Annotated in this window: 14 protein-coding genes; 6 read left to right on the top strand and 8 right to left on the bottom strand. The window is 67.1% G+C overall.

The annotated features are described in order from the left end of the window. Nucleotides 1-297 precede the first annotated feature (297 nt). The 5 genes from carD to rlmB are packed head-to-tail and all read left to right on the top strand — an operon-like array spanning nucleotide 298 to nucleotide 4,325. On the top strand, nucleotides 298-786 hold the full coding sequence (gene carD / locus AB431_RS26640) for an RNA polymerase-binding transcription factor CarD (RefSeq protein WP_019512593.1): 489 nt from the start codon (nucleotides 298-300) through the stop codon (nucleotides 784-786). Nucleotides 787-801: 15 nt separating this feature from the next. Next, a complete protein-coding gene (ispD, locus tag AB431_RS26635; protein WP_047332475.1) occupies nucleotides 802-1,464 on the top strand; it encodes a 2-C-methyl-D-erythritol 4-phosphate cytidylyltransferase in 663 nt (220 codons plus the stop codon). Further along, nucleotides 1,461-1,952 carry a 2-C-methyl-D-erythritol 2,4-cyclodiphosphate synthase gene (gene ispF / locus AB431_RS26630; RefSeq protein WP_047332474.1) on the top strand — a complete coding sequence of 164 codons (492 nt, stop codon included), beginning with the start codon at nucleotides 1,461-1,463 and terminating at the stop codon, nucleotides 1,950-1,952. The genes ispD and ispF overlap by 4 nt, the downstream gene beginning before the upstream one ends. Nucleotides 1,953-1,980: 28 nt before the next feature. Beyond that, the gene (gene cysS / locus AB431_RS26625) at nucleotides 1,981-3,384 is read left to right on the top strand and encodes a cysteine--tRNA ligase (protein WP_144418374.1); all 1,404 of its coding nucleotides are present in this window, start codon (nucleotides 1,981-1,983) and stop codon (nucleotides 3,382-3,384) included. Continuing rightward, nucleotides 3,384-4,325 carry a 23S rRNA (guanosine(2251)-2'-O)-methyltransferase RlmB gene (gene rlmB, locus AB431_RS26620; RefSeq protein ID WP_047332473.1) on the top strand — a complete coding sequence of 314 codons (942 nt, stop codon included), beginning with the start codon at nucleotides 3,384-3,386 and terminating at the stop codon, nucleotides 4,323-4,325. Before cysS ends, rlmB begins: the two co-directional genes overlap by 1 nt. Before the next feature lie 3 nt (nucleotides 4,326-4,328). Here rlmB and AB431_RS26615 read toward each other — a convergent pair whose 3' ends face one another. The 7 genes from AB431_RS26615 to AB431_RS26585 all read right to left on the bottom strand — a co-directional run bounded on the left by AB431_RS26615 (nucleotide 4,329) and on the right by AB431_RS26585 (nucleotide 11,447). Beyond that, nucleotides 4,329-5,846, bottom strand: coding sequence for an adenylate/guanylate cyclase domain-containing protein (locus AB431_RS26615; RefSeq protein WP_047332472.1), 1,518 nt, complete (start codon nucleotides 5,844-5,846; stop codon nucleotides 4,329-4,331). Between the two features lie 9 nt (nucleotides 5,847-5,855). Continuing rightward, nucleotides 5,856-7,091, bottom strand: a complete 1,236-nt coding sequence (locus AB431_RS26610) for an SLC13 family permease (protein WP_047333830.1) — start codon at nucleotides 7,089-7,091, stop codon at nucleotides 5,856-5,858. Between the two features lie 10 nt (nucleotides 7,092-7,101). After that, the gene (locus AB431_RS26605; RefSeq protein WP_047332471.1) at nucleotides 7,102-8,022 is read right to left on the bottom strand and encodes an MBL fold metallo-hydrolase; all 921 of its coding nucleotides are present in this window, start codon (nucleotides 8,020-8,022) and stop codon (nucleotides 7,102-7,104) included. Beyond that, nucleotides 8,022-8,780, bottom strand: a complete 759-nt coding sequence (locus AB431_RS26600) for a LamB/YcsF family protein (RefSeq protein ID WP_047332470.1) — start codon at nucleotides 8,778-8,780, stop codon at nucleotides 8,022-8,024. The genes AB431_RS26605 and AB431_RS26600 overlap by 1 nt, the downstream gene beginning before the upstream one ends. Before the next feature lie 68 nt (nucleotides 8,781-8,848). Then, nucleotides 8,849-9,715 carry a metal ABC transporter permease gene (locus AB431_RS26595; RefSeq protein WP_047332469.1) on the bottom strand — a complete coding sequence of 289 codons (867 nt, stop codon included), beginning with the start codon at nucleotides 9,713-9,715 and terminating at the stop codon, nucleotides 8,849-8,851. Beyond that, on the bottom strand, nucleotides 9,708-10,499 hold the full coding sequence (locus AB431_RS26590) for a metal ABC transporter ATP-binding protein (protein ID WP_047333829.1): 792 nt from the start codon (nucleotides 10,497-10,499) through the stop codon (nucleotides 9,708-9,710). The genes AB431_RS26595 and AB431_RS26590 overlap by 8 nt, the downstream gene beginning before the upstream one ends. 30 nt (nucleotides 10,500-10,529) lie before the next feature. Then, nucleotides 10,530-11,447, bottom strand: a complete 918-nt coding sequence (locus tag AB431_RS26585) for a metal ABC transporter solute-binding protein, Zn/Mn family (protein ID WP_082135811.1) — start codon at nucleotides 11,445-11,447, stop codon at nucleotides 10,530-10,532. Between the two features lie 110 nt (nucleotides 11,448-11,557). Here AB431_RS26585 and AB431_RS26580 point away from each other — a divergent pair, with 110 nt between their 5' ends. After that, nucleotides 11,558-12,658, top strand: coding sequence for a LacI family DNA-binding transcriptional regulator (locus AB431_RS26580; RefSeq protein ID WP_047332468.1), 1,101 nt, complete (start codon nucleotides 11,558-11,560; stop codon nucleotides 12,656-12,658). On the opposite strand, the gene otsB is transcribed toward AB431_RS26580, so the two are convergent. Continuing rightward, the gene (gene otsB / locus AB431_RS26575; protein WP_047332467.1) at nucleotides 12,655-13,413 is read right to left on the bottom strand and encodes a trehalose-phosphatase; all 759 of its coding nucleotides are present in this window, start codon (nucleotides 13,411-13,413) and stop codon (nucleotides 12,655-12,657) included. The two genes, AB431_RS26580 and otsB, sit on opposite strands and share 4 nt — an antisense overlap. Nucleotides 13,414-13,415 lie beyond the last annotated feature (2 nt).

Below are 13,415 nucleotides of genomic sequence, written 5' to 3'. Positions count from 1 at the left end.
CTGCTCGGCCCGTTTGGGCGGTGCGACAGCACCGCCGCGGTTCGACTATGCAGAGTAGTAGGTAGCGTCGCGCGGCGGTAGCTGAGGGTTGACGAGGCGGTCGAGCAAGTAACCGGCAGCGACCGGGCAGGGGTGTGCTGATCAGTGTGTTGGGGGTCGCTGCAGGCCCCCGCGTTGCACGCTTTCGTCACCGTGTCAACCCCCTCTCTTCACCTTCGGTGCCCCTGACCTGCATCGTTGTTCCGCACGCTGTCGGCCCCCGTGCTAACATTGCAGTGTGAAAGGGGCTCGAAACTGATGATTTTTAAGGTCGGAGACACCGTTGTCTATCCTCACCACGGTGCTGCGTTGATCGAGGCCATTGAAACCCGGACCATCAAAGGCGAACAGAAGGAATACCTCGTCTTGAAGGTGTCCCAGGGCGACCTCACTGTCCGAGTTCCCGCTGACAACGCCGAGTATGTCGGTGTCCGCGACGTTGTCGGCCAGGAGGGTTTGGACAAGGTGTTCCAGGTTCTGCGCGCGCCGCACACCGAGGAGCCGACCAACTGGTCGCGCCGCTATAAGGCCAACCTGGAGAAGCTGGCGTCCGGCGACGTCAACAAGGTCGCCGAGGTTGTTCGCGACCTGTGGCGTCGGGACCAGGAGCGCGGTCTGTCGGCAGGCGAGAAGCGGATGCTGGCCAAGGCTCGCCAGATTCTGGTCGGCGAGCTTGCGCTCGCTGAGAACACCGACGACGAGAAGGCCACGATCATTCTCGACGAGGCGCTGGCCGCCGCGTCCTGACCCCTGAGGGGTTCGGTGTCGGACACGGTCGCGGTCGTCACGGCCGCTGGTTCCGGTGAACGGCTGGGCGCGGGCATCCCAAAGGCTTTTGTGGATCTCGATGGCCGAACCATGCTCGAACGCGCCGTGGACGGCCTGGTTGCCTCCGGGGTGATCGACCGGGTGGTGGTTGCCGCCCCGGCCGAGCGCGTCGACGAAACCAAACTGCTGCTCGACGGTCGTGCCACAGTCGTCGCCGGCGGTCCGGAACGCCCGGAAACTGTTCGGCGTGCGCTGGAGGCGATCGGCGACCCCGAATTCGTCCTCGTGCACGACGCTGCCCGGCCGCTGACGCCGGTCGAGCAGATCCAGCGGGTGGTCGCCGCTCTCCGAGCGGGCCTTCGCGCAGTCATCCCGGTGCTGCCCGTCACCGACACCATCAAGGCCGTCGACGCCAACGGCGTGGTCCTCGGGACCCCCGAGCGCGCCGGACTCCGAGCCGTGCAAACCCCGCAGGGCTTCGAAACCGCGCTGCTGCGCCGCGCCTACGAACGCGCCGGTGGTGCCGCCGCGACCGACGACGCCTCGCTGGTGGAGTACCTGGGCACTCCTGTCCACACGGTGGTCGGCGACACCCTGGCATTCAAGGTCACAACACCACTGGATCTCCGGCTGGCGCAAGCCCTGCTGAGCTCATGACGATTCCCCGCGTCGGCCTCGGCACCGACGTCCACCCGATTGAATCCGGTCGGCCCTGCTGGCTGCTGGGCCTGCTGTTCGAGGGCGCCGACGGCTGCTCCGGCCATTCCGACGGCGACGTCGCCGTGCACGCGCTGTGCGACGCTCTGCTCTCGGCCGCCGGGCTGGGTGACCTCGGAACGGTGTTCGGGGTGGACCAGCCGCAGTGGCACGGCGTCACCGGCGCCCGGATGCTCGAGCATGTCCGTGGGCTGGTCGCCGCCGCGGGTTTCGCCGTCGGCAACGCTGCCGTCCAGGTCGTCGCCAATCGCCCCAAAATCGGCCCGCGCCGGGAAGAAGCCCAGGTGGTGCTTTCCGAGTTGCTGGGCGCGCCGGTGTCGGTGTCGGCGACCACCACCGACGGGCTTGGGCTGACGGGTCGCGGGGAGGGAATGGCGGCCATTGCCACCGCGCTGGTGGTGGCCGGGTCCGCCTCGGTGCCTGACTGAGGCGTTCAGGCCGGTAAGCTGGCCCGTCGTGACCGGCACCCTGCGACTCCACGACACCTACAGCGGTGCCGTGCGCGACTTCGTGCCGATCCGTCCCGGGCACGCCTCCATCTATTTGTGCGGCGCCACCGTGCAGGGCCTACCCCACATCGGTCACGTTCGCAGTGGTGTGGCCTTCGACGTGCTGCGCCGCTGGCTGATGGCCAAGGGTTTCGATGTCGCGTTCATCCGCAACGTCACCGACATCGACGACAAGATCCTGACCAAGGCCGCCGACGCCGGGCGGCCGTGGTGGGAGTGGGCAGCCACCCACGAGCGCGCGTTCACGGCGGCCTACGACGCCCTGGGCGTATTGCCGCCGTCGGCGGAGCCGCGGGCAACTGGGCACATCACCCAGATCGTCGAGCTGATCGAGCGCCTGGTCGACACCGGCCACGCCTACACCGGTGCCGGTGACGTCTACTTCGATGTGCAGAGCTTCCCGGAGTACGGCAAGCTCTCCGGGCACAAGATCGACGACGTCCACCAGGGCGAGGGCGTAGCGACCGGCAAGCGTGATCAGCGTGACTTCACGTTGTGGAAGGGCGCCAAGCCCGGCGAGCCGTCGTGGCCGACTCCGTGGGGACCGGGCCGGCCCGGGTGGCACTCCGAGTGCGTGGCGATGGCCCATGAATATCTCGGGGCTGAATTCGACATCCACTGCGGTGGAATGGATCTGGTGTTCCCGCACCATGAGAACGAGATCGCTCAGGCACGCGCCGCAGGCGACGGCTTCGCCCGGTACTGGCTGCACAACGGCTGGGTCACCATGGGTGGCGAGAAGATGAGCAAGTCGCTGGGCAACGTCCTGGCCATTCCCGCTGTCCTGCAACGGGTTCGAGCCGCGGAGCTGCGATACTACCTGGGCAGCGCACACTACCGCTCGATGCTGGAGTTCTCCGAGAACGCCCTGCAGGATGCGGTCAAGGCCTATACCGGCATCGAGGAATTTCTGCACCGGGTGCGCACCCGCGTGGGCGCCGTGGTGCCCGGCGGCTGGACCGATAAGTTCGCCGCCGCACTCGACGACGACCTGGCCGTGCCCGCAGCCCTGGCCGAAGTGCATGCGGCACGCGCCGACGGCAACCGGGCACTGGAAGCCGGCGATCACGAGACCGCGCTGGCCAAGGCGGCCGAAATCCGTTCGATGATGGGCATTCTCGGATGCGACCCGCTCGATGAGCGTTGGGAGACCCGCGATGAGACGTCGGCCGCCCTTGGTGCGGTGGATGTTCTGGTGCGTGCCGAGCTGAATCGCCGGGACGGTGCTCGCCAGACCCGTGACTGGGCGCTGGCCGATGAGATTCGCGATAGGCTCAAGGAAGCCGGCATCGAGGTAACCGACACCGCCGACGGGCCGCAGTGGGCGCTACGGGATGAGGGCGGTAAGTAATGGCCGGAAACTCCAAGCGTCGTGGCGCAATTCGTAAAGAAGGCACCAAGAAGGGTCCGACTGTCGGATCCGGGGGGCAGCGCCGTCGCGGACTGGAAGGGCGCGGTGCGACGCCTCCGGCGCACCAGCGCACCGGCCACCCCGCGGCCAGGCGTGCTGCGGTCGCCGCAAAGCAGGCGCGCAGATCCAGCAAACCGGCCGATGAGACCGAGATTGTCCTGGGCCGCAATCCGGTGCTGGAGTGCCTGCGGGCACATGCCCCGGCGACCGCGCTGTATGTGGTGCTGGGCGCCGAAGCCGACGAGCGGCTCACCGAATCGGTGACGCTGGCCGCCGACCGCGGCATCCCGATCCTCGAGGTGCCGCGCCACGACCTGGATAGGCTGAGCGCCAACGGTTTACACCAGGGCATTGCCCTGCAGGTGCCGCCCTACGCCTATGCGCACCCGGACGACCTGCTGGCCGCCGCCACCTCTGACGTGGAGCCGGCACTGTTGGTGGCTTTGGACAACATCTCCGATCCACGCAACCTCGGCGCGATCGTGCGGTCGGTGGCCGCGTTCGCCGGCCATGGTGTGCTGATCCCGCAGCGGCGATCGGCGTCGGTGACCGCCGTCGCGTGGCGCACGAGCGCCGGTGCGGCGGCGCGAGTGCGAGTGGCGCGCGCCACGAATCTCAATCGCACGCTGAAGGATTGGGCTGACGCCGGGGTTCAGGTGATCGGACTCGATGCGGATGGTGACACCATGCTCGACGAATTCGACGGCTCAGGCCCGTTGGTGCTCGTGGTCGGCTCGGAGGGCAAGGGGCTTTCGCGCCTGGTCCGTCAGAATTGCGACGCGGTGGTGTCGATTCCGATGGCCGGGCCGACAGAGTCGCTCAACGCCTCGGTGGCCGCCGGTGTGGTACTGGCCGAGATCGCCCGCCAGCGCCGGCGTTAGCCGCTACACCGCGACGTGCTGGTCCAATCCGAAGACCTGAATCGCCGCTGATTTTCCTTTCAATACATGGGATCCCCGCTCGATCAGACCAGCCGGACGTGCGATGAGCGCGTCGACGGACTGTTGGGTCAGCAGTATCGGGTCGAGCGTTGTCTTGGTGAGTTGCTCGACGCGGGCAGCGACATTCACGGCATCACCGATCAACGTGAATTCGAGCTTCCCGCCACCGCCGATGGTGCCGGCGATCACCACTCCGGTATTGATCCCGATCCCGATGCGTAATGTGCCGCTGAAGCGTTCGGCTACCGTCCGTTGGATCAGCAGCGCGACAGCCAGCGCCGCGTCGGCGTGATCGGCAAGGTCGTTGGGGGCGCCGAAGACGGCAAGCGCTCCGTCACCGAGGAATTTGTTGACATGCCCGCCGGCGTCGACGACTGCGGGCACGACGATCTCGAAGAGTGCATTCAGGCGGGCGACCGTGTCCTCAGCTGTGTTGGCCTCGGCGTAGGGGGTGAAGTCGCGGATGTCGATGAACATCGTCGTCACTTCGCGGCGCTCGCCGGTGAACACATCATCGCCCTGATCGAGCAGCCGTGCCGCCAGGATCGGGTCGACGTAGGTACCGAAAGCCGCTTGAAGTCGTTGTCGCTCAGCCAATCCCGCCTGCATCCGGTTGAACGAGGCAGCGAGAGCGCCTAGGTCATCGTCTTGGACCACCGGCAGACGCCTGCTGTAGTCGCCGGCCGCCACCCGATTGGTCGCATCGGTGAGGTCCTGAATTGGCCGAAAGGTCGGCGAGAGTATCGCAACGACGGTGATCGGTACCCCGATGACAAGCGTCAGGGCGCTCGCGATCACCACGGCGACAAGCGGGCTCGCTTTGTGCCGGTCGACAACGGCGATCGCCACCATCGCAGACATCACCGCGAACGTGAAGATCGAGCCCACGATTGACAGGCCCAGCCACTGCGCGAATGTCGGGCGTGATCGCGGCAGGGAGTCGCCGATCCCTGAGTGCCCGGCCAGGGCGGCCCGCACCGGCCGCAGTGCGCCCTCCCCGGAATTGTGCACACCGATGAGCGCGGTGGAAATTCCCGCGGCGACGCCGAGGATGCCGTATTCAATCAACCGTGATCCATCCGCGCCGGCAATCACTCCGACCACGATCAACAGGACGACCATGGAAACCGGGACATACACGATGGATCGAGCATCTGTCGTTCGAGTCCAGATGAACGTGTCTTCCAGCGCCTTCGCCCGATCGATCTCCTGGCCCGACAACCATCGATCCACACCGCGGAAACGCCATCGGCTCGGAAATGTGCCCCCGGCCGCCATCACCAGCGCCACGACAACAGCGACCATGGCGGCCACCCCGTAGCGACTGGAATTCTCAACCGAGAGCACGATCCACGCCCATGCAAGGTAGACCGGCAGCGAGGCTGCGGACGCAGACAGCCAGACCACCCACAAGTATCTCGGCGCGTGTCGATCCCACGCCCACTGCCAGAAGCGATCCATTTTCGGAGACTAGACCCCGATCAGCTGCACTCCGGCCCATAACGTCAGCACCGCTACCACCAGGCACGCCGGAACAGTCGCCACGCCAAGCCAAGTGAACTCGCGAACGCTGGTCGGCTCGCCGTTCTGATGCAGCACCCGGCGCCACAGCAGGTTGGCCAGCGACCCGGCGTAGGTCAGGTTCGGCCCGATATTCACCCCGATCAGCACAGCCAGCACCGCGGCCGGGCCACTGACGGCGACCAGCGGCAGCAACACCAGCACGGCGGGCAAGTTGTTGACGACGTTGGACAGCAGTGCGGCCACCGCCGCGATCCCGAGCAGCGCCACCAAGCCGCTACCTGAGGGCAGCAGCTCCGAGGCGAAGTGGTCGAGTCCGTTGACCATCACCGCCTTGACCACCACGGCCAGCGCCAGCACGAACAGCAGGAACGGGAGGTTCGCCGAGTGCACGATCCCGCCAATTGTGCTGCGCCGCTGCGCCAGCGACCGCACACCCAGAACCACCGCCCCGGCCAGCGCCGCCCACGCCGGCGACAGGCCGGCGAACGACGTCACCACAAATCCGGCGAGAGTCAACCCCAGCACGACGAGGACGAACACCGGGTTGTCCGCCGGTGGGGGAGGAGTCTCGGTGGGCACGTCGGTGAGATCGCGCCGAAAGATCAGCCGTAGCACCAGGTATTCGACGGCCACCGCCGCCAGCCACGGTGCGGCCATCAACGCACTGAACCGAGTGAATGACAGCCCGGCGGCGCTGAACGCCAGCAGGTTGGTCAGGTTGGACACCGGCAGCAGCAGCGAGGCCGAATTCGACAGATGCGCAGTGGCATACAGGTGCGGCCGGGGCGGCACCCGCAGCGTCCGCGCCGTCGCCAGTACCACCGGGGTCAGCAGGACGACCGTGGCGTCCAGACTCAGGATCGCCGTGGTGGCCGCTGCGATGAGGAATACCTGACCCAGCAGCCGGCGCGGGCGACCGCCGCTGCCGCGCGCCATCCAAGTGCCTGCGGCCTGGAACAGTCCTTCGTCGTCGCACAACTTGGCCAGCACCAGCACCGCGGCCAGGAAGCCGACCACCGGGAGCATCCGGCCTGCCTCGGCGGCCGCGTCATGGGTCGACACCGCACCGATGGCGATGACCACGGCGGCGGCGGGCACGGCGACTATTGCCTCCGACCAACCGGCGGGCCTGGCGATGGCAAAGACGAGGACGACCACCAGGGCCAGCAGGGAGACGATCAGCACAGCGCGATTAGGCCCACGGGTCTTCGCGTTGCCACACGGTCGGCAGATGCAGAGCGACACCGTCGTTTTCGGCCAGCGCCGACAACACCCGCATCGAGACGTTCAGGTCGTCACCCGCATAGGGGAGCGCAACCATCGGCTCGGTGAGCGGGCGGAAGAAATCGTCCCAGTGGATCAGCACGACACGGCGCGCACCGACCGCCCGAACCGTCTGCTGCCAGTACTGCTCGATGTAGGCCTGCGGTTGAACACCGAGCTGACCGACACCGAGGTAGGCGATGTCTGCGCGCCGCCCGTCGAGGGCGCCGGGCAGGAAGCCCGCGCTGCCCTGGATGAGCAGCCGCCGATCGCTGGGTGCGTGATGGATCAGCGTGGACCACGCCTCGCCACACCGGAACGCTGAGGCCTTCGCCGGTGGCACCACCGCTTTGGTGATCGAGCCGGGGAAGCGGTCCGGCGGGCAGTGGTGTGACTCGATGAGTGTGACGGCGAACGGCCCGAGCGTGAGCTCTTGTCCCGAAGTCGCGGCGACCATCTGATCGTCCGGAAGGCGGTATCCGCGAGCAATATTGGCGGCTGACTCGCCGCCGATCAGCTTTGCGCCGGTGCGCGCCGCGACCAGTGCTGAGTCCATGGCATGGTCGTAATGGGTGTGCACCGGCAGCACTGCGGCCAGGCGGTTGACCTTGGCCCGATTCAGACAGTAGTCGATCCGCGACACCGATGGCGTCAGCCGGCGCAGCCCGACGTCCAGTAGCGGTGGCCGGGAGAAGAAACCGTCGGTCAACAGCGAGTTTGTGCCGTCGTCGACGAGGAGTGTGGACACGCCCAACCAGGTGATCGACAAGGCTGCGTCGGGGTCGGCTGCGGGAACATCGAAGCGATGGCGGTATTGGGCGATGTCGGGTCTGCCGAGTTTGAGCCGCATCAGAGGAACGCCGCCAAGTCGACTCCGTCGCGCAACAGGCGTTCGCGGACCGCGGTGGCAATCTGCACCGCCCCAGGCGAATCACTATGGACGCAAACCGATTCCACCTGAATGTCGATCGTCGATCCGTCGACGGCGACCACCTGACCGCTCCGTACCATCCGCGACACCCGCTCGGCGATGCACTCGGGATCCCTCAGTACCGCGCCCTCTTCGCGGCGCGACACCAGGGTGCCGTCCTGGCGGTAGGCGCGATCGGCGAATGCCTCTGCGACGGTCCGCAATCCGAGCCGTTGCGCCTCTTCGAAGAACACCGAACCGGCCAAGTTCAGCACGGGCAGGCCGGGGTCGACGGCGTGCACCGCCTCGGCGACCGCGCGCGCCTGCTCGCGGTGGCTGACAATCGTGTTGTACAGCGCACCATGGGGTTTGACGTAGGCGATCTCGGAGCCGGCGGCGCGCGCCAGCGCCTGCAACCCGCCGATCTGATAAATCACCTCCGCGGTCAGCTCGGCCGGTTCGACGTCGATGAAGCGCCGCCCGAACCCGGCCAGGTCGCGGTAGCTCACCTGGGCGCCGATACGTACCCCGCGTTCGGCGGCTGCCCGGGTGGTGCGTGCCAGCCCGGCCGGATCGCCGGCGTGGAATCCGCAGGCCACGTTGGCGCTGGTGACGATGTCGAGCATGGCGGCGTCGTCACCGAGTTCCCAGACACCGAAGCCTTCGCCCAGGTCTGCGTTCAGGTCGACGGTGGTCACGCACTCCAGCCTAGGCGAGTCGACCGATGCCGCCGAGGGACGAGGCGGAGGAGGAGCGAGCAATTATCTCAAGCCGCGGCGGGGTCAACCTGACGTCGGCTGATGGCCCAACACACCAGATAGATCACGAACGAGATCGTCGTGACGAACACCGACACCGGAACCCCGGGCGCCAGGGACAGCACAATGCCGACCACCGCGGACAGCTCGGCGAAGACCACCGACGCCCCGATCACCGCCGCCGGTGAGCTGAATACCCGGGCCGCGGCGGCCGCCGGCGTGATGAGCAGGGACATCACCAGTAGCGCGCCGACGATCTGCACACCCTGCGCGGCCACGACGCCGACCAGGGCGGCGAACACGATGCCCAGCACCCGGACCGGAACACCGCGTGCGGCAGCCACTTCCGGGTCGGCGGTGGCGAACAGCAGCGGCCGGAAACTGAACGCCAGCACACCGACGACCAACACCGTCACCGCGATCAGCAGCGCCAGGCCCGAGTAACCGACGCCGACGATCTGACCGGTCAGCAGAGCGAAACTGGTGCCGGATCGGCCCGGATACAGATGGATGAACAACACGGCCAGACCCAATCCGAAGGCCAGTACGACGCCGATCGCCGAGTCCCGTTCGCGGGCCCGCTGGCCGAGGATGCCGAACAGCACGGCGGCCAGCGCGCTGCCCACCAACGCGCCCACCCCGACGTCGAAACCGGCCAACAACGCAAACGCGGCGCCGGTCAGTGACAGCTCAGAGGAACCGTGCACGGCGAACGACATCTGGCGCATCACGATGAACGGTCCGATCAACCCGGCCACCAGCGCCAACAGCGCCGCGGCGATCAGAGCCTGCTGCACGAAGCCGCGACCCAGCAGGTCGGCTGTGATGTCGAAGGCGAACAGGTGATCCAGCAGGTTGGCGAAGCGGTCATTCATGGGTGTGCCCATGGGTGTGGCCGGAGTGGTCGAGGTGCTCGCCGACCACGACGTAGCGATCGCCGATCTGCACCACCTGAATGTCGGCCTGGTACAGCTCCGAGAGGGTCTGCGAGGTCATCACCTCGGCGACCGTGCCGATCCGGAACCGGCCGTTGACGAGATAGAGCACCCGGTCGACGTAGTTGACCACGGGGTTGATCTCGTGCGTCACGAACATCACGGCAGTGCCGGTCTTGCGGCGCCGGTCGATCAGCTGGGCCACCAGCCGGGCGCTGGCCGGATCCAGGTTGAGCAGGGGTTCGTCGCACAGCAGCAGGGCCGGATCGCTGGCCAACGCCTGGGCGATGCGCACCCGCTGCAATTCGCCGCCAGACATCACCCCGACCGGGACCCTCGCCAATTTGAGTGCATGGACCTGTGCCATCGCCCGCTCGACAACTTCGCGTTGGCGGTGTCGTTCCTTCGGTGAGAGCGACCCGAGGCCCCAGCGGTGACCGTCGACGCCAAGGCGGACCAGGTCGCGTCCGCGCAGGCTCAATCCACGGTCGACGGATCGGTGTTGGGGCACATAGCCGATCCGCTCGCTGCCCGCCTCGATCGGCCGGCCCTCGATGGTGGCTGTGCCGGCACTCAGCGACAACTGGCCCAACAGCACCTTGAACAAGGACGTCTTCCCGGTGCCGTTGGGACCGAGGATGGCGATGAACTCTCCGGCGGCGACCTTCAGATCGAGGTGATCCCACAGCACCCGGTCCCCAAAGGCCAGCCGAGCACCGGACATGCAGACGATCTCGGCACTCACAAGCAGTGATTATCGGTTCTGCTGCAAGGCTGCGGTCAACCGGTCGGCGGTGTCGCGCTGCCAGCTGAGGTAGTCCTTGCCCACGGGCAGCGTCTCGGTGACGCTGACGACCGGGATTCCGGCGCTCTGCGCCGCGGCCTGGACCTGCTTGGTCACTTCCGTCACCGTCTGTTCGTTGAACAACACCGCGCTGACCTGACGGGATTTGATGACGTCCAGTAGTGCCGCGACGTCGACTGGGGCGGGATCGGTGTCCTGTTCGACGGCGTTGGCGAAGCCGGCGGGGGTCTTGTCGGTCAGGCCGGCGGCGACCAGAAGGTAGTGGGCGACGGGTTCGGTGGCAACGACCGCGGCGCCCGGATGGCTGGTGCGGATGGCCTTCTCGGTCTGTGCGATCGCGTCGGCGCCACGGTTGAAGGTCTCGGCGTTGGACTTGTAGTCGGCGGCGTGCTGCGGATCATCCTGTGCCAACTTCTCGGCAACCTTGGTGGCGACGGCCCTGGCGGTGGCCACGTCGTAGAAGACGTGTTCGTTGGCCGGCTGCGGTTCCCCGGCGGGAGCCTGCAGCAGCGAGTACGCGTCGACCGAGGCCACGCCCTTGTGGCTGGCCAGGATGTCGTCGACCCAGTGGTCGTAGCCGCCCCCGTTGTAGACGACCAGCGACGCGTCGGCGATGTCGGCGGCGTTCGACGGGCTGGCTTCGAACGAATGCGGGTCAGCGGAGGCGCTGGTGACGATCGAGGTGACCTTGGCATGGTCACCGGCGACGGCCTGCGCGACGCTGCCCCACACGTCGGTCGACGCCACCACGGTCGGCGTCCGGTCCTGGGCGCTACCCGGGGATGTGTCGCCGCTGCACGCGGCGACACCGCCCACCAAGGTCAGCGCCGACAGACCGATGACCGCGCGGATCGCAGCTTGTCGCACGATCGCTCCTCTCTCACCCGAGGCAAATCAATACAAATGAAAACCGTTTCCATTAACCATAGGGCATCGATACCGGTCGTGCGCAAGTCGATGCGCTAGCCTCACGGAGCATGTCCCGAAGTCCGGCGCCGCGGCGGCGGGCGACTCTGGCTTCGTTGGCCGCCGAGCTCAAGGTTTCGCGAACCACGATCTCGAATGCCTACAACCGTCCCGACCAATTGTCGGCCGATCTGCGCGAGCGCGTCCTGGCCACCGCCAAGCGGCTGGGGTACGCCGGCCCGGACCCCGTCGCCCGGTCGCTGCGCACCCGGAAGGCCGGTGCGGTCGGCCTGGTGATCACCGAGCCGCTGACCTACGCCTTCAGTGATCCCGCCGCGCTGAATTTTGTTGCCGGTCTGGCGGAATCGTGCGAAGAAGTTGGTCAGGGTCTGTTGCTGGTCGCAGTCGGTCCGGACCGCAGCGTGTCCGACGGAACGAATTCGGTTCTGGCAGCTGGGGTTGACGGTTTCGTTGTCTACGCCGCATCCGACGACGACCCTTATCTGCAGACCGCATTGCAGCGCCACGTCCCGATCGTGGTCGTGGACCAGCCCAAGGACGTCCCCGGCGCATCGAGAGTCTGCATCGACGACCGCGCCGCCATGCGCCAGCTGGCCGATTATGTCGTCGGGCTGGGTCATCATGAAATCGGTTTGCTGACAATGCGATTGGGTACCGAGCGGCGCGTGGGCAACCAGACGGCGGGCATCGTGGCTCCGGATCGCCTGGCAGCATCGCACTTTCACGTCCAGACCGAGCGGATCGGCGGTGTGCGCGATGCGATCGCCGGCGCGGGCCACGACCCGGGGTCCCTCACGATCGTCGAGAGCTACGAGCACCTTCCGGCGTCGGGTGCAACAGCCGCCGAGCTGGCGCTGCAGACCAACCCGCGCATCACCGCGTTGATGTGCACTGCCGATGTGCTGGCGATTTCGGCGATGGATTACCTACGCGCCAAAGGGGTTTACGTACCGGGTCAGATGACGGTCACCGGATTCGACGGCATCCCGGAGGCACTCAGCCGTGGTCTGACCACGGTGTCGCAGCCCAGTCTGGAGAAGGGCAGGCGGGCCGGGCGGCTGCTGCACAGCCCACCACGTGACGGCCTGCCGGTGATCGATGTGCTGCCCACCGAACTGGTGCGGGGGCGGACGGCGGGGCCACCCGCTTAGTCCCGACGCGCGTCGAGCAGAAACTCCAGCGCGGTCGCGACATCGTCCGGGGAGTCGACCCGATAGCGTGCCTGCGTCTCGCCTGGGCCGACCTTTACCCCGATGTCGCCATCGCCCAGTCGGCGAAAGCCCTTTTCGTCGGTGACGTCGTCGCCGAAGTACACCACCGCGTCCGCCCCGAGTTGTTCGCGCAGCTGCTCGAGTGCGGCACCCTTGTCGGTGTCGATCACGGCGAACTCGCGAACCGCTTTGCCCTCGGTGACGTGAATATCCCAGTTCCGCACCGCATCCAGGGCGTCATCGAGTGCCTGCTGGGCGTGTGCGGGAGCGGTGTTGCGCACGTGAAAGGCCACGCTGACCGGTTTTTTCTCGACGGTCGCACCGGGATAGCGCTCCGCCAGCGCGGTCAACGTCTGCTTGAGCTCGGTGAGCTGCTGCTTGGCGGCGTCGTCGATCGCGTCGAGGAAATCGGCGTCGAACTCCGCGCCATGGCTACCCACGAGATGCACCTCGGCCGGAGCACCTGACAACTCGCGCAGGGTACTCAACGCCCGCCCGGAAATCAGTGCGGCACTGGTGGATTCGAGCGTCGCCAGTCTCGCCAAGGCCGCTGCGGCAGCCGGAATGGGACGGGCGTCAGCGGGGTTGGACACGATCGGCGCGACGGTGCCGTCGAAGTCGGAGGCCACCAGCAATCGCGGGACGTGCGCGACGGCGGTCAGCGCGCGGCGAAGATCCTCGGGGAGATCGGGCACGT

The organism is Mycobacterium sp. EPa45, from assembly GCF_001021385.1.
In the GTDB taxonomy this organism is placed as follows: Bacteria; Actinomycetota; Actinomycetes; order Mycobacteriales; family Mycobacteriaceae; genus Mycobacterium.
The sequence above is the reverse complement of the archived record's forward strand: the minus strand, read 5'-3'. Positions and strand labels throughout refer to the sequence as shown.